Origin of the sequence: Bacillus sp. NH11B (assembly GCF_001884205.1) — a bacterium.
GTDB classification, from domain to species: Bacteria; Bacillota; Bacilli; order Bacillales; family Bacillaceae_G; genus Bacillus_A; species Bacillus_A proteolyticus.
In genome coordinates, this window is the sequence record NZ_MAOG01000111.1 from 13,529 (window position 1) to 35,360 (window position 21,832).

A 21,832-nucleotide genomic window follows, 5' to 3' on the forward strand; every position below is an offset into this window, starting at 1 on the left:
ATTTTGCATACTAATTATACCGTAGCAAAATAAGGAGGGACTCTGCATTGAGTAGACGAAGAGGAGTCATGTCAAATCAATTTAAAGAAGAGCTTGCAAAAGAGCTTGGCTTTTATGATGTTGTTCAGAAAGAAGGATGGGGCGGAATTCGTGCGAAAGATGCTGGTAATATGGTGAAACGTGCTATAGAAATTGCGGAACAGCAATTAATGAAACGAAACCAGTAGTTGTAAGATACTTTCTATGCTACGGTAGCCGAGGAGAGATTCCTCGGCTTTTTGCACGCTAAAAGGTGCCATCATTTGATATAAGTAGTTTCATTCTGAATGCTTTTCGTTATAATTAGGGAAGTGTCATCGTCTTACTATAAATTTATGGTAAAATAAACGATAAAAGATTGAGTACATAGAGTGGGTGAATAGATTGAAGCTACTAGTGAAAGCGCCAGCAAAGATTAATCTGTCGTTAGATGTACTGGGAAAAAGACAAGACGGATATCATGAAGTGAAAATGATTATGACAACAATTGATTTAGCAGATCGTTTAGAGCTAACGGAATTAGCAGAAGACCGTATTGAAATTTTGTCCCATAATCGGTATGTCCCAGACGACCAACGCAACTTAGCTTATCAAGCAGCGAAATTATTAAAAGAGAAGTTTAATGTGAAAAAAGGTGTATCTATTACTATTGAAAAAACGATTCCAGTAGCCGCTGGATTAGCAGGTGGAAGTAGTGATGCAGCAGCGACATTACGTGGCCTTAATAAGTTATGGAATTTAGGGATTACAATCGATGAGTTAGCAGAGCTTGGCGCAGAAATTGGGTCAGATGTATCGTTTTGTGTATACGGCGGAACTGCGATCGCCACTGGAAGGGGAGAAAAAATTGAACACATAAAGACTCCACCTTCTTGTTGGGTTATTTTAGCAAAGCCTCACATTGGTGTATCGACTGCTGACGTATATGGAAATTTAAAATTGAATTGTGTTACACATCCAAATGTAGATAAAATGGTTGAAGTCATTAATGGCGGGGACTATAAAGGAATTTGTGATACTGTTGGTAACGTTTTAGAAGATGTGACATTTGCGATGCATCCTGAAGTTGCGCGTATTAAGGCGCAGATGAAACGATTCGGTGCGGATGCTGTATTAATGAGTGGAAGTGGCCCAACTGTATTTGGTCTTGTACACCATGATTCGCGAATGCATCGTATATATAACGGATTAAAAGGATTTTGCGAACAAGTATATGCGGTACGTTTATTAGGAGAGCGAGAAACGCTTGAATAAAGACGTATAATACGTTATGATTTGTTTAGAATATTCGTGATTTGAGGTGAGAGTATGAAAATTAGACGAAGTACAAGATTGGTCGATATGACTTATTACTTGCTACAAAATCCTCGTCAGCTAGTTTCTCTCACTTTTTTTGCTGAAAGGTATCAATCGGCTAAATCATCCATTAGTGAAGATTTAGTTATTATTAAGCAAACGTTTGAACAACAAGGGGTCGGCACATTGCAAACGATACCAGGAGCAGCAGGAGGAGTGAAATATATTCCCTATATAAGTGAAGAAGAGGCAAATCTGATTATTAATGAGCTTTGTAGCTTATTTGAAAATCCAGATCGCATTTTGCCTGGCGGTTACTTATATATGACGGATCTTTTAAGTAATCCTCGCCAGATTAATGGTGCGGGGCGTTTATTTGCTTCCGTTTTTGCTAGACAACCAATTGATGCAGTTATGACCGTAGCGACGAAAGGAATTCCACTTGCTTATGCAGTGGCGAATTACTTAGATGTACCGGTGGTAATTGCTAGAAAAGATAATAAGGTAACAGAAGGACCCACTGTTAGTATTAACTATGTATCAGGTTCCTCTAAGCGAATCCAAACGATGACTTTAGCAAAGCGTAGCCTTCCAGAAGGATCTAATGTTTTAATTATTGATGATTTTATGAAAGCTGGCGGAACCATTCAAGGTATGATGAGCATGCTAGAAGAGTTTAAAGCTAACGTTGTTGGAATTGGCGTATTAGTAGAATCTACGGATATCGAAGAAAGACTTATTAATAACTTTGTATCATTAATTCGTCTGTCAGAAGTTGATGTGAAAGAAAAAGCGATTCAAGTGGAGAAGGGGAATTATTCGCTTGCGCCATTTAATGAAGGAATTGTAGAGGCTGAGTAAAAAGGGTAAAGCAGATAGCTTTATCTTTTTTTATTCTATTTATAAATTATAAAATAGGTGGACAAACTGTTTTTCGTGCACTATTTTTAAAGAGTAAAAATAAATAATAAAAGGGTGAAAAGTATGAAAGTTGTTCAAACAAGCAAAGCACCACAAGCAATCGGACCATATTCACAAGGGATTATTGTAAATAATATGTTCTATAGTTCGGGACAAATCCCGTTAACGGCAAGTGGAGAACTCGTAACGGGGGATGTAACAGTACAAACAGAGCAAGTATTTGAAAATTTACAAGCAGTATTAGCAGAAGCTGGCGCTTCATTTGATACAGTGGTAAAAACAACAGTATTCTTAAAGGATATGGATGATTTTAATGCGGTTAATGAAGTATACGGTTCTTATTTCTCTACTCATAAACCAGCGCGTTCTTGTGTACAAGTAGCAAAATTACCGAAAGATGTTTCTGTTGAAATCGAAGTAATCGCCCTAGTTAAGTAACCCTTTGTAAGCGATAATCTCTACTAATCTCTATATTCAACTACAATAAAAATTTTTATCTTAAAAATTTTTAAAAAATTAAAGGGAAAATAGAAATTTTGTGGAATTTATACAAATATATCGCTTATTTAGAAAAGGGTGGTGAACACAAGATGGAAGTGACTGACGTAAGATTACGCCGCGTAAACACAGAAGGCCGCATGAGAGCAATTGCCTCTATTACTCTAGACCATGAATTTGTTGTTCATGATATTCGTGTAATTGATGGTAATAATGGATTATTTGTAGCAATGCCAAGTAAACGTACTCCAGATGGAGAATTCCGTGACATTGCACATCCGATTAATTCTGGTACACGCTCTAAAATTCAAGATGCGGTTTTAACAGAGTATCATCGTTTAGGCGAGTTAGAAGAGGTTGAGTTTGAAGAAGCAGGCGCTTCGTAAAATTCGAATGAAAAGGGCTTTCGAAAGAAAGTCTTATAATTTTGTAGCAAACTCCTGTAAGCATTTACAGGAGTTTGTTTTTTTTTTGAATAATACTTGTTTCTAATTATAAAAATTCATATTTTGAAAAATAAGGGTAAAAAACTTCTAATTTTTTCAAAATCATTTAAAATAGTATAGCTTATTTCTTAAAAAAGATACTAAAGAGTAAAACATCGTATAAGAATTATGGTAAAATTTAATAGTTATAATGTGTTTCTTGAAATATATGATGATTTAGGATAATATCGTTAATGGATAAATAGGTTGCGATGGAGGGTCTATATGTCAAACAGATTTGCAGTGATTCTAGCTGCAGGTAAAGGCACACGTATGAAGTCCAAGCTATACAAAGTGCTACATCCTGTATGTGGAAAACCAATGGTACAACATGTGGTCGATCAAGTATCTCAATTAGGGATGCAGAAACTTGTAACAGTCGTTGGACATGGTGCTGAAATGGTACAAGAACAGCTAGGAAACGTAAGTGAGTTTGCATTACAAGCAGAACAACTTGGTACAGCACATGCTGTCGATCAAGCTGCAAATGTACTTGCAAATGAAGAAGGAACAACTTTAGTTATTTGTGGTGATACACCTCTAATAACTGCTGAAACGATGGAAGCGTTGCTTCAGCAACACGAAGAAGCGGGAGCAATGGCAACGGTACTAACAGCGTACATAGAAGAGCCTGCTGGATATGGCCGTATCGTTCGTAATGAGAATGGTCATGTTGAAAAGATTGTTGAGCATAAGGATGCAAATGAAAAAGAATTAGCTATTAAAGAAATCAATACAGGTACGTATTGTTTTGATAATAAAGCTCTATTTGCTTCACTTTCTAAAGTTTCAAATGATAATGTACAGGGTGAATATTACCTTCCGGATGTTATTGAAATTTTAAAAAATGAAGGTCATATTGTATCAGCTTATCAAACAGAGCACTTCGATGAAACGTTAGGTGTTAACGACAGAGTCGCTCTATCGCAAGCGGAAATTATTATGAAAAATCGTATTAACCGAAAGAACATGGTAAATGGTGTTACAATTATTGATCCAAGTAACACATACATTTCTGCTGATGCAATTATTGGCAGCGATACAGTTCTTCACCCAGGAACAATTATTGAGGGTAACACTGTAATTGGTTCTGATTGTGAAATTGGACCACATGCAGTAATTCGCGATAGTGAAATTGGAGAGCGTACGGTAATTCGTCAATCTACTGTACATGACAGCAAACTTGGTACGGAAGTATCAGTCGGTCCATTTGCACATATTCGCCCAGATTCAGTTATTGGAGATGAAGTGCGCGTTGGAAACTTCGTAGAAATCAAAAAAACTGTTTTTGGTAATAGAAGTAAAGCTTCACACTTAAGTTATATCGGGGATGCACAAATTGGAGAAGACGTGAATCTTGGTTGCGGTTCAATTACGGTGAACTACGACGGAAAGAATAAATTTAAAACTGTGGTTGGTAACGGGGTATTTATTGGATGTAATTCAAATCTTGTTGCTCCTGTAACAGTTGAAGATGGTGCTTATGTGGCAGCAGGCTCTACAATTACAGAGAATGTTCCATCAAAAGCATTATCAGTAGCACGTGCACGTCAAGTTAACAAAGAAGACTATGTTGATCAATTGCTGAATAAGAAAAAATCATAATGTGGAGGGTTAATCTAGATGTCGACTCAATATCTAAATTCTAATTTGAAAGTATTCTCTTTAAACTCTAATAAGGAACTTGCTGAGCAAATCGCAAAGCATATTGGAGTAGGACTAGGAAAATGTTCTGTTGATCGTTTTAGTGATGGAGAAGTTCAAATTAACATTGAAGAAAGTATTCGTGGTTGCGATGTATTCATTATTCAATCTACAAGCTTCCCAGTAAACGAACATATCATGGAATTACTTATTATGATTGATGCATTAAAACGTGCATCTGCAAAAACAATTAATATTGTTATTCCTTACTATGGTTATGCGCGTCAAGACCGTAAAGCGCGTTCTCGTGAACCAATTACATCTAAACTTGTAGCAAACTTGCTTGAAACAGCAGGTGCAACTCGTGTAATCACTCTAGATTTACATGCTCCACAAATTCAAGGATTCTTTGATATCCCAATCGACCATTTAATGGGTGTACCGATTCTTTCAGATTACTTTGAAACAAAAGGTCTTAAAGATATCGTAATCGTATCTCCTGATCACGGTGGTGTAACTCGTGCTAGAAAAATGGCAGACCGTCTAAAAGCGCCAATCGCTATTATTGATAAGCGTCGTCCTCGTCCGAATGTATCGGAAGTAATGAACATTATCGGTAACATCGAAGGCAAAACAGCAATTTTAATTGATGACATCATTGATACAGCTGGTACAATTACATTAGCGGCAAACGCTCTTGTTGAGAACGGTGCTTCTGAAGTATATGCTTGCTGTACACATCCAGTATTATCTGGTCCAGCAATTGAGCGTATTCAAAATTCGAATATTAAAGAGTTAGTTGTAACGAACTCTATCGTATTACCAGAAGAAAAGAAAATTGATAAAGTACATGAACTTTCAGTGGCTCCATTAATCGGAGAAGCAATCATTCGTGTATACGAAGAAGAATCGGTAAGTGTATTATTCAATTAATTGGATAGAATGAGACGTAACCAAGATTGGTTACGTCTTTTCGTATCGAAAAAAGAAAGTAGTGGTACAAGAATGAAATTAATAGTAGGACTTGGGAACCCAGGTAGAGAATATGAATTAACAAGGCATAATATTGGTTTTATGGCGATTGATGAACTTGCCAAGCGTTGGAATATTTCTTTGAATGAACAAAAATTCAAAGGGTTATTTGGTGCAGGCTTTGTTAATGGGGAAAAGGTAATCTTATTAAAGCCACTTACATATATGAATTTATCTGGGGAAAGTATCCGTCCACTTATGGATTATTATAAAATTGATGTCGAGGACTTCATCGTCATGTATGATGATTTAGATATTCCTGTAGGTAAATTACGCCTTCGCATGAAAGGAAGTGCAGGTGGACATAATGGTGTGAAATCAACAATTTCACATTTAGGAACACAAGAATTTCAACGTATCCGCATGGGAATCGATCGTCCGAAAAATGGGATGAAAGTAGTGGATTATGTATTAGGGCGTTTTACGTCTGAAGAACTTCCTGGTGTTAATCAATCCATTGAAAAGACAGCAGATGCATGTGAAGAGTGGTTAAATAAACCTTTTCTCCAAATTATGAATACTTTTAATAGTTAAGCGTATAATCTGGAATATTTTATTTTGCTTTAACCCATACTAGTAGTAACTGGATATTTAGGAGGCTAGTATGGAAGGGTATTATTACTGCAGACATTGCGAGAGTAATGTAGGCTCCGTTACCGTAGAAAAAGTATATAGCGACGTTTTGCTTCAACTAACAGAGCAAGAAGTAGTGGATATGATTCATTTTCATGAGAATGGAAATATATATATAAAAACAATTTGTGAATCGTGTCAAGAAACGCTCGCATCTTATCCTGAGTATTATGAATATGAAAAATTTCTGCAATAAAATGTTATCGCTTTGGCATGTCCAAAGCATTTTTCTGTTTTCTTTTTCCAAAATATTTGCATAAAATATAGTAACTTGCTCTTTATGTTGAGAGGAGTTTTGATAATGATAGGTTTATTAGAGCAGTTTTATAAAAATGAAGAGATACAATCGGTTATTAATGGGTTAGAAGATGGGTTGAAAGAGCAACTTATATCGGGTATGGCTACATCTTCTCGTTCATTATTAATGGCAGCTTTATATAAAAAAACAAAAAAATCGCAACTAATTGTGACGCACAATTTATACCAAGCGCAAAAAGTACATGAAGATTTAGTGGCTTTACTTGGTGAAAAAGATGTGTGGTTATATCCCGTAAATGAATTGATAGCATCGGAAATTGGTGTTGCAAGTCCAGAATTGAAGGCGCAGCGTATTGAAGTGTTAAATCGCTTAGCGGCGGGAGAGAATGGGATTATTGTAGCGCCAGTTGCAGGACTACGTAGATTTTTACCGATAAAAGAATTATGGAAGCAAAGGCAAATTGAAATCAATCTAGGGCAAGAGATTGATTTAGATGCACTTTTGCATACTTTACATCATATTGGCTACGAGCGTAAGTCAATGGTAGAAGCTCCAGGAGAGTTCAGTTTACGCGGAGGAATATTAGATATTTACCCATTAACGGAAGAATTACCATTTCGTATTGAATTCTTCGATACAGAAGTCGATTCTATTCGATTGTTTGATGTGGATGAACAGCGCTCTCAAGATAAAAAGGAAAGTGTTAAGTTCGGTCCAGCAACAGAGTTTTTATTTTCACAGGAAGAATTGAAATCGGGAATTAAGCATCTTGAAGAAGGTTTGACTAAGACGATGCAAAAGCTTTCCGATGATAAATTAAAGACTACAGTACTTGAGACGGTAAGTCATGAAATTGAGATGTTGAAAAACGGGCAAAGTATAGAACAAATGTTTAAATATTTATCTATTTTCTACAAAGAACCTGCTAGTCTGATAGATTATTTACCAGAAGATGGTGTTGTGATTTTAGATGAAATTTCCCGTATTCAAGAAACGGCATCACATCTCGAAACAGAAGAAGCGGAATGGTATATATCACTTCTTGGTGAAGGAACAATTATTCAGGACTTATCTTTCTCCCATTCGTTTGAGGAGTTTCTTCATCATAAAAAAAGAAGTTTTGTATATTTAACGTTATTCTTGCGCCATATAGCACATACACATCCACAAAATATTGTGAATGTGACATGTAAAACAATGCAAGATTTCCACGGGCAGATGCAGTTGTTAAAAACTGAAATTGATAGATGGAATGAAGGGCATTTTACGACCGTTGTGCTCGGAACAGATGATGAACGTGTAAAAAAACTACAACATATTTTAAGTGATTATGATATTGATGCAGACATTGTAGAGGCTACAGATATTTTATTGCCTGGAAGGTTACAAATTGCTGTTGGTGATTTACATGCAGGGTTTGAAATGCCGATGCAAAAGCTTGTTGTTATTACTGAAAAGGAGCTTTTTCATAAGAAGGTTAAAAAATCACAACGTAAGCAAAAGTTATCTAACGCTGAACGTATTAAAAGTTATTCGGAATTAAAAGTTGGAGACTATGTAGTTCATGTAAATCATGGTATAGGTAAATTTTTAGGTATTGAGACATTAGAGATTAAGGGTGTTCATAAAGATTATTTAAATATTAAATATCAAGGTAATGATAAGTTATATGTTCCGATTGAACAAATTGATCAAGTGCAAAAATATGTAGGATCTGAAGGTAAGGATCCGAAAGTTTATAAATTAGGTGGGAATGATTGGAAGAAGGTTAAAACGAAAGTTGAAAAATCTGTACAAGACATTGCAGATGACCTAATTAAATTGTATGCCGAGCGCGAAGCTTCAAAAGGTTATGCATATACACCAGATACGGCAGAACAACAAGAATTCGAATCTTCTTTCCCATATCAAGAGACAGAGGATCAATTACGTTCTATTGACGAAATTAAGAAAGATATGGAACGTGGACGTCCGATGGATAGGCTTCTTTGTGGTGACGTAGGGTATGGAAAGACTGAGGTAGCCATTCGTGCGGCATTTAAAGCAATTATGGATGAAAAACAAGTTGCGATTTTAGTACCGACAACCATTCTTGCACAACAACACTATGAAACAATTCGAGAGCGTTTTCAAGATTACCCGATTAATATAGGGTTACTAAGTAGATTCCGTACGCGGAAACAACAAAATGAAACGATTAAGGGTTTAAAAGATGGAACGGTAGATATTGTAATCGGAACACATCGTATTTTATCTAAAGATGTTACCTATAAAGATTTAGGACTTCTTATTATTGATGAGGAACAAAGATTCGGTGTTACGCATAAAGAAAAAATTAAACAATTGAAAGCAAATGTTGACGTTTTAACGTTAACGGCAACTCCGATTCCGCGTACACTTCATATGTCTATGCTTGGTGTGCGTGATTTATCTGTAATTGAGACACCGCCAGAGAATAGGTTCCCAGTACAAACATATGTAGTGGAGTATAATCCAGCATTAATGCGAGAAGCGATAGAGCGAGAGCTTGCAAGAGGAGGTCAAATTTACTTCTTATATAACCGTGTGGAGGATATTGAAAGAAAAGCAGATGAAATTTCGATGTTAGTTCCAGACGCTCGTGTAACATACGCACACGGGAAAATGAATGAAAGTGAATTAGAGTCTGTTATGCTATCGTTTTTAGAGGGGCAGCATGATGTTCTTGTAAGTACAACAATTATTGAGACAGGTGTAGATATTCCGAATGTAAATACATTAATTGTATTTGATGCAGATCGTATGGGATTATCACAGTTGTATCAGCTTCGTGGTCGTGTTGGACGTTCTAATCGCGTCGCGTATGCATACTTTGCATACAAACGCGATAAAGTGTTATCGGAAGTTGCAGAGAGGCGTCTGCAGGCAATTAAAGAGTTTACAGAGCTTGGATCTGGTTTCAAAATTGCGATGAGAGACTTATCAATTCGTGGTGCGGGTAATTTGTTAGGGGCAGAACAACATGGATTTATTGATTCTGTCGGATTTGATCTATATTCTCAAATGCTAAAAGATGCAATTGAACAGCGCAGGGGAACAGACGGAGTTGAAAATACAGTTAATGTTGAAATTGATTTAGAAGTAGATGCATATTTACCGGATGCGTATATTTCAGATAGTAAGCAAAAAATTATGATGTATAAACAATTTAGAGGTGTTTCTGCAATTGAGGATATTGAAGAGCTGCAGGAAGAGATGATAGATAGATTTGGTGATTACCCACAAGAAGTTGGTTATTTATTACAAATCGCAAATATTAAAGTGTTAGCAATGAAAGAACAAATTGAGTTAATTAAGCAAAATAAATTTGAAGTAACGTTCCTGTTTTCTGAACAAGCAAGCCAAAATATCGATGGTGGAAAATTATTTATGCTAGGGAATAGTTTTGGTCGTATGATTGGTCTTGGTATGGAAGGATCACAATTGAAAATTGTGATGAAAACGAATGGATTAGAGACATCGAAATGGTTAACAATTGCTGAAAATTTATTAAAAGGCTTACCAGATGTAAAAAAAGAAGTAATAAATGCCTAATTTAAGATAAAAAATACAATTCGACGTGCATAGAAGAACTAATGTGTAAAATACTATGTTTAACAGTTGGTGATTTTTACATGAACAGGTAAATTCACCACTTTTGATCATCAGTAGAAAGTGAGGCAGCATTAGAATGAAAGCAACTGGAATCGTACGTCGAATTGATGATTTAGGCAGGGTAGTAATCCCGAAGGAAATTCGTAGAACTTTACGTATTCGAGAAGGAGACCCACTAGAAATATTTGTTGATCGCGATGGAGAAGTGATTTTGAAAAAATATTCTCCAATTAGTGAACTGGGTAATTTTGCAAAAGAATATACGGAAGCTTTATACGATAGCTTAGGACATAATGTGCTTGTATGTGATCGTGATTCTATTATCGCAGTAGCAGGCATATCTAAAAAAGAATACTTAAATAAAAGTGTTGGCGATTTAATTGAGAAGACAATGGAAGAGCGTAAGTCTGTAATTATGACAGATGAAAGCGAAATTTCAATTATTGATGGAGTAACAGAAAAGGTTACTTCTTATACAATTGGCCCAATTGTTGCGAATGGGGATCCAATTGGAGCTGTTGTTATCTTCTCTAAAGAGGCTATTATAAGTGAAGTAGAGCATAAGTCAGTAAATACAGCTGCAAGCTTTTTAGCGAAACAAATGGAGCAGTAGTGAAGTGTAATTTCTATAAGTAGCAATCTTTCCTAATTATGATATTTCTATTTGAGAAATTAACTATTTGGAGATATAAGTATATTGAACGAAGGTAGCTCTTTGCTACCTTTTTTCATTGAATATTTTTGTTGTTGAAAGAAGTCAGTGGATGTAAGGAATATGAAGGAGAGCCAGTTTTTCTTTGTGATATAATACGAGGGGTGAGAATAGAAAAAGGAGTTTTCTTGTATGGAAGCGAAGAAGTATCAAGCCTTTTGGCGTGGGGCTATTATATTAACAATCGCAAGTTTTGTTACGAAAGTATTAAGCGCTTTTTACCGTATTCCATATCAAAATATAGCGGGTGATATTGGTTTTTATATTTACCAACAAATTTATCCGTTTTATGGATTTTGTTTAATTTTAGCTACTTATGGGTTTCCTATTATTATTTCAAAAATGGTCGCAGAAAGATTAGAACAAGGAAAACAAAAAGAAGCGGAAGAAATTATTTGTGTATCTTTTTGGTTTTTATTGGGAATCGGATTTGTGGGGTTTTTCACACTGTTCTTCGGTGCCGAAACAATTGCATCGGCTATGGGCGATATACATTTAGATAAATTATTACGTGTTATTTCGTTTTCATTCCTACTAATGCCATTTTTATCTGTAGCGAGAGGATATTTTCAAGGATTCAATAATATGATGCCGACGGCTGTTTCGCAAGTAATTGAACAAACGATTCGTGTTTCTATTATTGTATTTTTATCACTATTCCTTATCGCTCATGGATTTGATTTATATACAGTTGGTGCGGGTGCTATGCTAGGCTCAATTGCAGGTGGGCTTATTGGGATTATCGTACTTTTACTTTATATGCGTCATGATTTCCGGTCTATTTTCTTTAAAAGTTGGAAGAGAGTTGGAGATAAAAAAAGGATTATTAGAATCCTTTTTTGGCAGGGATTAGCGATTTGTGTTAGTAATTTAGTCCTTATTTTTATACAAATGGCAGATTCTATTTCTTTTTATACCTTGCTTATTCGCGCGGGAGAGCAAGTTGAAAATGCAAAGGTACTAAAAGGTGTTTATGATAGAAGTATCCCGCTTATGCAATTAGGTACCGTTGTGACAACTTCTTTCTCATTGTCACTTATTCCTATTATTACAGCGGCGAAAGAAAGAGGAGATCTTTCCTTTATTCAAGAAAAGGTAAAGTTAGCAATGAAAATAACATTTGTTATTGGATTTGCAGCAGCCATCGGATTAACTTGTATTATTCAGCCTACAAATATTATGTTATTTGAGAATAGTGATGGGTCAGATGTGTTATCGATTTTATCTTTATCTATTTTATTTAGCTCATTGTCAATTACAACTGCTTCTATTTTGCAAGGGTTGGGACAAATATTAAAACCAGCAATATTCGTTTTATTTGGAGGTTGTTTGAAGCTAGCTTTAAACTATATATTAATGCCTTATTTTGGTGTGAAGGGAGCTGCAATTGCAACTTTAGTTGCGCTTATTGTAATTGCCTTGCTAAATAGTGTGTTACTTATGCGAGCTGTATCAGAGCCGCTTATTGATAAGCGGAATATGTTAGGTGTAGTTATTAGTGGTATTGGTATGGGATTTGTATTATTAATCTTTATGCGTGTGTTGCGAATGTCTGGATTAGTAATTGATACAGGACATAGAGGAATTGCGACGCTTGAAGCGCTGTTAGGTGTAGCCATCGGCGGATTAGCATATATGTTTTTGATTTTAAAATTACGTGTATTTACAAAAGAAGAATTAGGAACCGTTATGAAACAAGAGAAAAAAGAAGGTTCATTGAAGAAGAGTGGATAGAGGTGACTGGTTGTGAGTGGAATCATTACTATTTTAGGATTAGGTGCTGGTGAGTTAGATCAGTTAACGATGGGTGTATATCGAAAGATAAAAGAAGCGGACCATATGTTTGTTAGAACGAAGGAACACCCAGTTATAGAAGAATTGGAGAAAGAAGGCATAAAATATACAGCTTTTGACGATGTATACGAAGCGCATGATACATTTGAAATCGTATATGAAACAATCGCGAATACGTTGTTAGAACAAGCTAAAGGTACAGAAATTATTTATGCAGTTCCTGGTCATCCGCTTGTAGCAGAAAGAACAGTTCAGCTACTTTTGGAAAAAGGAGAGGTAGCAAATATTGAAGTGCGACTTGAAGGTGGACAAAGTTTCCTTGATCCGATGTTTGCGAGTCTAAAAATTGATCCGATTGAAGGATTTCAATTAATTGATGCTACATCATTTGAAAGAGGACAATTAGAATTACGTCAACATTTAATCTTTTGTCAAGTGTATGATGCGTTTGTTGCTTCAGATGTGAAACTGCCGTTAATGGAGATGTTGCCAGATGATTACGAAGTGTATATCGTAACAGCTGCCGGAACTTCATTTGAGCAAGTAAAAAAAGTGCCATTATACATGTTAGATCATGAAACGGAATTAAATAATTTAACGAGTGTATATGTACCGCCAGTTAAGGAACGTGAATCCTTGTATCAGCAGTTTGATGTGCTTAGAGCAATTATTGCTGATCTTCGTGGACCGAATGGTTGCCCGTGGGATAAAAAGCAAACTCATCAATCTTTAAAGAAATACTTAATTGAAGAGGCATATGAAGTGCTAGAAGCCATTGATGAAGAGGATGATGATCATTTAGTAGAAGAACTGGGTGATATATTATTACAAGTTATGCTTCATGCCCAAATTGGAGAGGATGAAGGTTGGTTCTCCATAGATGATATTATTCGAACTTTATCTGAGAAAATGGTTCGTCGTCACCCACATGTGTTTGGGAATACGGATGTAAATAATGCTGATGAAGTAATCGCGAATTGGGAAGAGATTAAAAAACAAGAAAAGGGATTCGTGAAAGAATCTGTTTTAACGGGTATTCCAAAAAGCTTACCGCAGCTAATGCGTGCTTATGAAATTCAGAAGAAAGCTGGAAAGGTTGGATTTGATTGGGTTGACGTGCAGCCGATGATAGAGAAAGCCTTAGAAGAATGGCAAGAATTCCAGCAAGAAGTTGTAAACATGGATGAGGAAAAGATGCTAGGTGAATTTGGTGATTTACTATTTGCATTTGTTAATATAGCTCGTCATTATAAAATAGATCCAGAAGAAGCGTTGCGTTCAACTAATGAGAAATTTACCGGTCGTTTTTTATACATGGAAGCAAAAGTAGCAGAAATGAATAAAGAAATGCAAGATTTATCATTAGAACAGTTAGATGTTTTATGGGAAGAGGCCAAACAAACAGAGCGTTAATAGGGGGACTTGATATGCGTTTAGATAAGTTTTTGAAAGTGTCACGTTTAATTAAAAGAAGAACATTAGCAAAAGAAGTATCTGATCAAGGAAGAATATCCATTAATGGTCAAGTGGCAAAAGCGAGTTCAGATGTAAAGGTAGATGATGAATTAACAATTCGTTTTGGTCAAAAAATAGTAACTGTGAAAGTAAATGAATTGAAAGAAACGACTAAAAAAGAAGATGCGGCAAACATGTATAGTATAGTTCGCGAAGAAAAAGTAAAAGCAGAAGAAGGCTTGTTCTAAAATGGATCACCCCTTCATACATTACTATTAGCTAGTATAAAGCTATGGGGGGATTTTCGTGAATAATGGTTACTCACCTACGTCTTCTAATCAACAAAATGTTTCTGTAGAGCATGATATTATTATGCGTGGCAGGCGTGTAATCGATATTACTGGTGTAAAGCAAGTGGAGAGTTTTGATAGCGAAGAGTTTTTACTTGAGACTGTAATGGGTTTTTTAACAATTCGTGGTCAAAATTTACAAATGAAGAATTTAGATGTAGAAAAGGGTGTTGTATCGATTAAAGGGAAAATTCATGAGATGCTGTATATCGATGAGAATCAAGGGGAGAAAACTAAAGGTTTCTTTAGTAAGTTGTTTAAATGAGCCTAACAATTCAATTGTATACAATGCTTTCAATGATTGGAATGGGTGCTTGGATTGGTGCATCTTTAGATACGTATCAACGATTCTTAAAACGCCAAGAGCGTAAACGTTGGCTTGTATTTATACATGATATACTATTTTGGATTGTCCAAGCCTTATTCGTTTTTTATGTATTGCTGCTCGTGAATGAAGCTGAATTACGTATATATGTATTTTTGGCATTACTATGCGGTTTTGCGGCATATCAAAGTTTATTGAAAGCAGTATACATGAAGATGTTAAATTTTCTCATCTATATTTTTGTACAAACAATACAATTTTTTGTTCGAATTATACAGCTACTCATGATAAAACCTGTTATTATTATAGCGCAGCTATTTATTGCATTTATATTATTCTTATTTCGTGTACTGCTTTCAATTGGACATGTGTTATGGAAAATGGCGATTTGGATATTACTTTTCATTTGGAAAGTTTTTTTCTGGCCTGTTCGATTTATTGCTTCACTCATATGGAAACTTCTCCCTAATCGTGTTAAACTTTTTATAACGAAGCATGTAGGGTTCCTGCAATATATAGCAAAGTTGAAGGGACATATCTTCCAATTATGGGAGCGTATAAAAAAGAAGTTAGGGGGACCTCGGAAATGAGGGAACTGAGACAAAGAACAATCGAAAAACAGAGTCCAAATCCTGTTAAAGAACATATAATACAAACGGATGAGAACAGGAAGCGACTTTATCGCCGTTTAGCGGTTTTTCTTGTCTTTGCTTTTACAATTATTGCGAGTATTAGTGTAACGTTTTATCAACAAAACAGTTCCATTAAAGCAAAAGAAGCAAAAGTTAAGGACATGAAAAAAGAACTGGATTCATTAACGAAAAAAGAAAAAAGTCTAAAAGACGAAGTTCAAAAGTTAAATGATGAAGAGTACGTTTTAAAGATTGCTAGAAGGGATTATTTCTTCTCCGGAAAAGGGGAGATAATTTTTCCTGTTTCTAAGTAGAGTATGTCTTATTGACACTATATTTTAGGATTATATATAATAAAGTAAAATTTGACTTTTTAACCACTAAGGAGGAGCATTTTTTTTATGTCAATCGAGGTAGGCAGCAAGTTACAGGGTAAAGTAACAGGTATTACAAATTTTGGCGCTTTTGTGGAGCTGCCAGAAGGCTTAACGGGTCTTGTTCATATTAGTGAAGTTGCTGATAATTATGTGAAAGATATTAACGATCACTTAAAAGTGGGCGACCAAGTAGAAGTAAAAGTTATTAATGTTGAAAAAGATGGAAAAATTGGTCTATCTATTAAAAAAGCGAAAGAACGTGAAAAAACAGAAGGAGATCGTCCACGTGGTGAATACCAACAACGCGGTGGTGATCAACAACGTTCTGGACGTCCACAACGTAATAATCGTTCTTTCAACAGAGATAACCGCGGTGGCGGTAACGACCGAGCTCCAAAAGAAACATTTGAGCAAAAGATGGCACGCTTTTTAAAAGATAGTGAAGATCGTTTAACTTCTTTAAAGCGTAACACAGAATCTAAACGTGGTGGCCGTGGCGCGCGTCGCGGATAATAAGAACGTTTAATGTTTAACGTATAGAGAGGTACCCAGGGTCATTACTCAGGGTACTTTTTTATATGAGAGAATGTATTTTAAAAAAAGTTTTCAAGATGTGTTGACTTTAAATTGTATCTGATGTAAGATACTAATTGTCCGTTAAATACGACGACATGGCGGTGTAGCTCAGCTGGCTAGAGCGTACGGTTCATACCCGTGAGGTCGGGGGTTCGATCCCCTCCGCCGCTATATTTAATTTAACGGCCCGTTGGTCAAGTGGTTAAGACACCGCCCTTTCACGGCGGTAACACGGGTTCGAATCCCGTACGGGTCATCTAAAAAGATCATGCAAATTGCATGATCTTTTTTTGTTAAGTAAATTAAGACATACAACACTTCTACAAAATCACCCTATATTTTCTGAATATTCCACCAACTATAAAAGGATAAATTAAATACTGTGTATATATGTAGACTTATTTCGAATAAAACGTCGAACGATTATAAAAGTGAAAACTGTTGTTTTGACAAAAATCCCAATAATCATCTTTTATAATGACAGTAATTAAACTATGCAGGTGGTGTTAAAAATATGCCTAAAGCAGGAAGGAATACTATGAATACAAGTACATTGGCGATGAATGAAAGTCAGCTTGGAACAATGAAGTGGACAAGTAAGTTGCGAATGAAATTTGAACAAGTTTTCTTTAGATGGGGATTCATAATTGTTGTTATTGGTTTTCTTTTAGGACGAGCATATATATTAACGAACATCTTACCTTTTGCATTGCCGTTTTTTGCTGCTGTTTATGTTATGAAGCGAGATAAAATGCCGCTCGCATTTTTAGCTCTGATGGGAGGAGCACTTTCAGTTTCGATAGATAATTTATTTTTTATTTTTGCATCTATTTTTACGTTCTTCATTTATAATATCTTCTTTAGTCGATTTACACGTAAAACTGTTGGACTTGTACCATTCCAAGTATTTATCTCCGCATTAACCGCACATTTAGTTGTTGTATATTTTGCGCAACAAACCGTCACCATGTATGACTTGCTCGTTAGTACGATCGAAGCGGGGCTTAGTTTCGTATTAACGATGATATTTCTGCAAAGTGTTCCACTCTTGGTGGAAAGGAAAGGGAAACAACAAGCGTTAGAAACAGAAGAAATTGTTTGTTTAATTATATTACTAGCATCTGTTTTAACGGGTACAACAGATTGGTTCGTTTATGATGCTTCTATTCAACATATTTTCACTAGATATTTAGTATTAGTATTTGCATTTATTGCTGGTGCGGCTACAGGGTCCACGGTGGGAGTCGTCACTGGATTGATATTAAGTTTAGCGAATGTGTCTAGTTTGTCTCAACTTAGCCTCCTTGCCTTTTCAGGATTGCTTGGGGGATTATTGAAAGAAGGAAAGCGTATAGGAGTTAGTTTAGGATTATTAATTGGTACAAGTTTAATTACGCTATATGTAGACAAGCAAACGAGTATTGTAACAACTTTAATTGAATCTGGTGTGGCAATGGTTTTCTTTTTATTAACACCGAAGCTTGTTATGGATCGTATTGCTAAATTTATGCCAGGTACACAAGAACACTCACAAGATCAACAACAATATTTACGAAGAATGCGCGATGTTACAGCGAACAAAATCAATCAATTTGCTAATGTATTTGCTGCTTTGTCTAATAGTTTTTCTGTATATGGGTACGTGGAAGAGGAAGATAAAGAAACAGAAGCGGATTTATTTTTAAGTACAATTACTGCAAAAACATGTCAAACGTGCTTTAAGAAGGATCAATGTTGGGTAGTTAATTTTGATAAAACGTACGATTATATGAAACAAATAATGAGTGAAACGGAAGAAGGAACACTGCAACATAATCGGAAGTTAGTTCGTGAATGGGACAAGCATTGTGTGAGAGGTAAGAAAGTAACAGATTTAGTAGCCGGTGAATTAGATCACTTTTATGAGGGGCAAAAATTACGAAAACAAATGAAAGAAAATCGCAGAATAGTGGCGGAACAATTATTAGGTGTATCAAAAGTTATGGAGGATTTCGCACAGGAAATACAAAGAGAGCGAGAAAATCATCAAGTACAGGAAGAACAAATTTTACAAGCGTTTCGTGATTTTGGTGTCGAAGTGGAGCATGTTGATATTTATTGTTTAGACAGAGGAAGTATTGATATTGAAATGTTGATTCCAGCTGCATCTAATGAGCATGGAGAATGTGAGAAGTTGGTTGCGCCGATGCTCTCGGATATTTTAAAAGAAAATATCGTTGTTAAGCATGAAGAGAAATCCTCTTATCCAAATGGTCACAGTTTAATATCATTTGGTTCAGCGAAGACCTATTCTCTTGATACAGGATTGGCTACGGCTGCAAAAGGTGGTGGGTTTGTTTCAGGCGATTCTTACGCGATGATGGATTTAAGTGTTGGGAAATATGCACTTGCGATTAGTGATGGTATGGGAAATGGGCAAAGGGCTCATATGGAGAGTAGGGAAACGGTAAAATTATTACAAAAGATACTTCAATCAGGTATTGATGAGGAAATAGCGATTAAGTCCATCAATTCAATTCTTTCTTTAAGAACGACAGAGGAGATGTATACCACGCTTGACTTGGCTATGGTAGATTTACGGGATGCGAGTGCGAAGTTTTTAAAGGTTGGATCGACGCCGAGTTTTGTTAAACGCGGCAATAATATTTTGAAAATTGAGGCAAGTAATTTACCGATAGGAATTATTGAAGATGTTGAAGTTGATGTGGTTGGTGAGCAATTAAAAACGGGTGATATTCTTATTATGATGAGTGATGGCATTTTTGAGGGAGCACAACATGTGGAGAATCACGAGTTATGGATAAAGCGTAAAATTAAAGAACTACAAACAGAGGATCCACAAGAAATAGCTGATATTATTATGGAAGAAGTAATTAGGTCTGGTGATGGCTATATAAATGATGATATGACTATTGTTGTGGCGAAAGTAAAGAAAAATATGCCGAAGTGGGCTACGATTCCGATAGTGGGAATGCAGGCGCAATAAAATAATCAAAAAAACCTAGGTATTTACCTAGGTTTTTTTGATTAAAAAGGTAATGTAATTACTTTGTTGAATCTACAGGAGGAATGTAAGATAAAAATGTAATTTTTGTATATCTTTTTTTTGCACAATGTTTGTAAAAGTTGTACCATTATAGACAAGGTAACTAACGTTGCTGTTCTTGTTTAATGAAAGGTGATTACGAAGTTGAAAGATACATTTGTTGGAAAAGTGGATGACTTTGTAAAGCAGCATGATGTATTAAAGAAACATTCAACAATTGTTGTAGGGGTTTCTGGCGGTCCTGACTCTTTAGCTCTTCTATATTATTTGTTAGAAAAAAGGGCAGAAAAGCAACTCGAAATTGTAGTAGCACATGTGGATCATATGTTTAGAGGTAATGAATCTCATGAGGACCTACAGTTTGTGCAGGGTCTTTGCAAAGAGCTGGGAGTTATTTGTGAGACGATAAGGATTAATGTGTCGCAATATCAACAGCAATATGGAATGAATGCACAAGTTGCTGCTAGAGAATGCAGATATGCATTTTTGGAAACAATAATGAAGAAATATGATGCGAGATATGTAGCTCTTGGTCACCATGGAGATGATCAAGTAGAGACGATTTTAATGCGCCTTGTACGAGGCAGTACTCCGAAAGGGTACGCAGGAATTGCAGTGAAGCGTCCTTTTCATAATGGATATTTAATTAGGCCGTTACTTGGGGTAACTAAGGAAGAAATTGTTGATTACTGTAATAAGTTAAAAATTATTCCGCGTATAGATCCGAGTAATAAAAAGGAAGTATATACAAGGAATCGATTACGTAAATATGTCCTTCCTTATTTGAAAGAGGAAAATCCACAAATGCATGAGAAATTCCAAAAATTTAGCGTGCAGATGCAAGAGGATGAGGCTTATTTGCAGGAATTAGCTTTTGAGAAAATGAATAAAGTAATTACAAAAAAAAGCGATAAACAAATTAGCTTATCAATTCCTGCCTTTGAATCCATGTCTATGCCTTTACAAAGGAGAGGGATTCAACTAATATTAAACTATCTTTATGAATATAAGATTCCATCTTCGCTTTCTTCTATACATATTGACAAGGTGATTGAATTTTTTAAGCGGATACAACCTTCAGGTTCATTGGATTTTCCAGGTGGCTTGAAAATTATTCGTACATACGAAGAATGTAGCTTTGGATTTAAACAAGAAATTGTTTCTCCTTTTTTGCAAGATTTATCAGTACCCGGGACAATTACATTACCGAACGGAGATAAATTTGTAACAGAGGTGAGCGAGGATATACCAAGTAACATGAATGAAACAGTGTTTGTTGCTAAGTATAATGATATATCGTATCCACTTCGTATTCGTTCTAGGGAAAATGGAGATCGCATGTCAATAAAAGGTATGGATGGTACAAAAAAGATAAAAGCTATTTTTATCGAATCGAAAGTACCGAAAGAAAAAAGAGAAGAATGGCCGATCGTTTGTGACGCAAGTGAAAATATTATTTGGGTACCCTTGTTGAAACGATCTGCATTTGCTATTTCGAAAGAGGTAGCAAAGAAGGATAAATATATTATTATTCACTACAAAAGCAAGGAGTCTTCCGGGAGGATAATGAAATGATGAATCAAGATATCGAAAAAGTATTAATTTCTGAAGAACAAATACAGGAAAAGGTGCTTGAATTAGGTGCAGTTATTGCAGAGGATTACAAAAATACAGTACCGCTTGCAATTGGTGTACTAAAGGGTGCAATGCCATTTATGGCAGATTTATTAAAGAGAACAGATACATATCTTGAAATGGATTTTATGGCTGTATCTAGCTACGGTCACTCTACTGTTTCAACAGGCGAAGTAAAAATCTTAAAAGATCTTGATACTTCTGTAGAAGGTCGCGATATTTTAATCGTTGAAGATATTATTGATAGCGGTCTTACACTAAGCTATTTAGTAGACCTGTTTAAATATCGTAAAGCGAAATCTGTAAAAATTGTTACATTATTAGATAAACCAACAGGTCGCAAGGTTGATCTGAAAGCGGATTATGTTGGATTTACTGTCCCTCATGAATTCGTTGTAGGGTATGGATTAGATTATAAAGAGCAATACCGTAATCTTCCGTATGTGGGAGTATTAAAACCAAGTGTTTACTCAAATTAATTAAATACAGG

21 protein-coding genes and 2 tRNA genes are annotated in these 21,832 nt (G+C 35.7%); all 23 read left to right on the plus strand.

What is annotated here, in order from left to right; genetic code table 11:
* The first annotated feature begins 47 nt into the window (after positions 1-47).
* The 23 genes from sspF to hpt all read left to right on the plus strand — a co-directional run bounded on the left by sspF (position 48) and on the right by hpt (position 21,821).
* Complete coding sequence (gene sspF, locus BAU27_RS20885) at positions 48-227, plus strand: acid-soluble spore protein SspF (RefSeq protein WP_002094215.1); 180 nt, start codon at positions 48-50, stop codon at positions 225-227.
* A gap of 196 nt (positions 228-423) precedes the next feature.
* Positions 424-1,293, plus strand: coding sequence for a 4-(cytidine 5'-diphospho)-2-C-methyl-D-erythritol kinase (ispE, locus tag BAU27_RS20890; RefSeq protein WP_000772102.1), 870 nt, complete (start codon positions 424-426; stop codon positions 1,291-1,293).
* 54 nt (positions 1,294-1,347) lie between these two features.
* Positions 1,348-2,196, plus strand: a complete 849-nt coding sequence (gene purR, locus BAU27_RS20895; RefSeq protein WP_071745153.1) for a pur operon repressor — start codon at positions 1,348-1,350, stop codon at positions 2,194-2,196.
* A gap of 123 nt (positions 2,197-2,319) precedes the next feature.
* On the plus strand, positions 2,320-2,694 hold the full coding sequence (locus BAU27_RS20900) for a RidA family protein (RefSeq protein ID WP_000869819.1): 375 nt from the start codon (positions 2,320-2,322) through the stop codon (positions 2,692-2,694).
* Positions 2,695-2,846: 152 nt separating this feature from the next.
* Positions 2,847-3,140, plus strand: coding sequence for a septation regulator SpoVG (spoVG, locus tag BAU27_RS20905; protein ID WP_000454041.1), 294 nt, complete (start codon positions 2,847-2,849; stop codon positions 3,138-3,140).
* Positions 3,141-3,464: 324 nt separating this feature from the next.
* Positions 3,465-4,844 carry a bifunctional UDP-N-acetylglucosamine diphosphorylase/glucosamine-1-phosphate N-acetyltransferase GlmU gene (glmU, locus tag BAU27_RS20910; RefSeq protein ID WP_071771802.1) on the plus strand — a complete coding sequence of 460 codons (1,380 nt, stop codon included), beginning with the start codon at positions 3,465-3,467 and terminating at the stop codon, positions 4,842-4,844.
* Between the two features lie 18 nt (positions 4,845-4,862).
* A complete protein-coding gene (locus tag BAU27_RS20915; RefSeq protein WP_000107420.1) occupies positions 4,863-5,816 on the plus strand; it encodes a ribose-phosphate diphosphokinase in 954 nt (317 codons plus the stop codon).
* A 72-nt stretch (positions 5,817-5,888) separates the two neighbouring features.
* On the plus strand, positions 5,889-6,449 hold the full coding sequence (gene pth / locus BAU27_RS20920; RefSeq protein ID WP_000767700.1) for an aminoacyl-tRNA hydrolase: 561 nt from the start codon (positions 5,889-5,891) through the stop codon (positions 6,447-6,449).
* Between the two features lie 70 nt (positions 6,450-6,519).
* A complete protein-coding gene (locus BAU27_RS20925) occupies positions 6,520-6,744 on the plus strand; it encodes an anti-sigma-F factor Fin (protein ID WP_000399437.1) in 225 nt (74 codons plus the stop codon).
* 105 nt (positions 6,745-6,849) lie between these two features.
* On the plus strand, positions 6,850-10,380 hold the full coding sequence (gene mfd / locus BAU27_RS20930) for a transcription-repair coupling factor (RefSeq protein ID WP_071745156.1): 3,531 nt from the start codon (positions 6,850-6,852) through the stop codon (positions 10,378-10,380).
* A gap of 136 nt (positions 10,381-10,516) precedes the next feature.
* On the plus strand, positions 10,517-11,053 hold the full coding sequence (gene spoVT, locus BAU27_RS20935) for a stage V sporulation protein T (protein ID WP_071745157.1): 537 nt from the start codon (positions 10,517-10,519) through the stop codon (positions 11,051-11,053).
* Positions 11,054-11,284: 231 nt separating this feature from the next.
* On the plus strand, positions 11,285-12,886 hold the full coding sequence (locus BAU27_RS20940; RefSeq protein ID WP_071771803.1) for a putative polysaccharide biosynthesis protein: 1,602 nt from the start codon (positions 11,285-11,287) through the stop codon (positions 12,884-12,886).
* Positions 12,887-12,898: 12 nt separating this feature from the next.
* Entirely contained in the window at positions 12,899-14,359 is a 1,461-nt protein-coding gene (gene yabN / locus BAU27_RS20945) for a bifunctional methyltransferase/pyrophosphohydrolase YabN (protein ID WP_071745159.1), read from the plus strand.
* A gap of 14 nt (positions 14,360-14,373) precedes the next feature.
* Positions 14,374-14,649: an RNA-binding S4 domain-containing protein gene (locus BAU27_RS20950; RefSeq protein WP_001234880.1), complete on the plus strand. Its 276-nt coding sequence runs from the start codon at positions 14,374-14,376 to the stop codon at positions 14,647-14,649.
* Positions 14,650-14,707: 58 nt separating this feature from the next.
* Positions 14,708-15,016, plus strand: coding sequence for a sporulation protein YabP (yabP, locus tag BAU27_RS20955; protein ID WP_071745160.1), 309 nt, complete (start codon positions 14,708-14,710; stop codon positions 15,014-15,016).
* Positions 15,013-15,666, plus strand: a complete 654-nt coding sequence (yabQ, locus tag BAU27_RS20960) for a spore cortex biosynthesis protein YabQ (RefSeq protein WP_071745161.1) — start codon at positions 15,013-15,015, stop codon at positions 15,664-15,666. Before yabP ends, yabQ begins: the two co-directional genes overlap by 4 nt.
* Entirely contained in the window at positions 15,663-16,022 is a 360-nt protein-coding gene (divIC, locus tag BAU27_RS20965) for a cell division protein DivIC (protein ID WP_001208735.1), read from the plus strand. Before yabQ ends, divIC begins: the two co-directional genes overlap by 4 nt.
* Before the next feature lie 87 nt (positions 16,023-16,109).
* Positions 16,110-16,598: a S1 domain-containing RNA-binding protein gene (locus BAU27_RS20970; protein ID WP_000021449.1), complete on the plus strand. Its 489-nt coding sequence runs from the start codon at positions 16,110-16,112 to the stop codon at positions 16,596-16,598.
* Positions 16,599-16,758: 160 nt separating this feature from the next.
* A tRNA-Met gene (locus BAU27_RS20975) sits at positions 16,759-16,832 on the plus strand.
* 13 nt (positions 16,833-16,845) lie between these two features.
* Positions 16,846-16,917, plus strand: a tRNA-Glu gene (locus tag BAU27_RS20980).
* 258 nt (positions 16,918-17,175) lie between these two features.
* Entirely contained in the window at positions 17,176-19,647 is a 2,472-nt protein-coding gene (spoIIE, locus tag BAU27_RS20985; RefSeq protein ID WP_071771804.1) for a stage II sporulation protein E, read from the plus strand.
* 204 nt (positions 19,648-19,851) lie between these two features.
* A complete protein-coding gene (gene tilS / locus BAU27_RS20990; protein WP_071771805.1) occupies positions 19,852-21,282 on the plus strand; it encodes a tRNA lysidine(34) synthetase TilS in 1,431 nt (476 codons plus the stop codon).
* Complete coding sequence (hpt, locus tag BAU27_RS20995; RefSeq protein WP_000981839.1) at positions 21,279-21,821, plus strand: hypoxanthine phosphoribosyltransferase; 543 nt, start codon at positions 21,279-21,281, stop codon at positions 21,819-21,821. Before tilS ends, hpt begins: the two co-directional genes overlap by 4 nt.
* Positions 21,822-21,832: the final 11 nt, after the last annotated feature.

What these genes read in the sequence shown, in the direction of transcription:
- purR (WP_071745153.1), top strand. Translation starts at nt 1,348, where the DNA reads ATGAAAATTAGACGAAGTACAAGATTGGTCGATATGACTTATTACTTG.
- BAU27_RS20900 (WP_000869819.1), top strand. Translation starts at nt 2,320, where the DNA reads ATGAAAGTTGTTCAAACAAGCAAAGCACCACAAGCAATCGGACCATAT.
- spoVG (WP_000454041.1), top strand. Translation starts at nt 2,847, where the DNA reads ATGGAAGTGACTGACGTAAGATTACGCCGCGTAAACACAGAAGGCCGC.
- glmU (WP_071771802.1), top strand. Translation starts at nt 3,465, where the DNA reads ATGTCAAACAGATTTGCAGTGATTCTAGCTGCAGGTAAAGGCACACGT.
- BAU27_RS20915 (WP_000107420.1), top strand. Translation starts at nt 4,863, where the DNA reads ATGTCGACTCAATATCTAAATTCTAATTTGAAAGTATTCTCTTTAAAC.
- pth (WP_000767700.1), top strand. Translation starts at nt 5,889, where the DNA reads ATGAAATTAATAGTAGGACTTGGGAACCCAGGTAGAGAATATGAATTA.
- BAU27_RS20925 (WP_000399437.1), top strand. Translation starts at nt 6,520, where the DNA reads ATGGAAGGGTATTATTACTGCAGACATTGCGAGAGTAATGTAGGCTCC.
- mfd (WP_071745156.1), top strand. Translation starts at nt 6,850, where the DNA reads ATGATAGGTTTATTAGAGCAGTTTTATAAAAATGAAGAGATACAATCG.
- spoVT (WP_071745157.1), top strand. Translation starts at nt 10,517, where the DNA reads ATGAAAGCAACTGGAATCGTACGTCGAATTGATGATTTAGGCAGGGTA.
- BAU27_RS20940 (WP_071771803.1), top strand. Translation starts at nt 11,285, where the DNA reads ATGGAAGCGAAGAAGTATCAAGCCTTTTGGCGTGGGGCTATTATATTA.
- BAU27_RS20950 (WP_001234880.1), top strand. Translation starts at nt 14,374, where the DNA reads ATGCGTTTAGATAAGTTTTTGAAAGTGTCACGTTTAATTAAAAGAAGA.
- yabQ (WP_071745161.1), top strand. Translation starts at nt 15,013, where the DNA reads ATGAGCCTAACAATTCAATTGTATACAATGCTTTCAATGATTGGAATG.
- divIC (WP_001208735.1), top strand. Translation starts at nt 15,663, where the DNA reads ATGAGGGAACTGAGACAAAGAACAATCGAAAAACAGAGTCCAAATCCT.
- BAU27_RS20970 (WP_000021449.1), top strand. Translation starts at nt 16,110, where the DNA reads ATGTCAATCGAGGTAGGCAGCAAGTTACAGGGTAAAGTAACAGGTATT.
- spoIIE (WP_071771804.1), top strand. Translation starts at nt 17,176, where the DNA reads ATGCCTAAAGCAGGAAGGAATACTATGAATACAAGTACATTGGCGATG.
- hpt (WP_000981839.1), top strand. Translation starts at nt 21,279, where the DNA reads ATGATGAATCAAGATATCGAAAAAGTATTAATTTCTGAAGAACAAATA.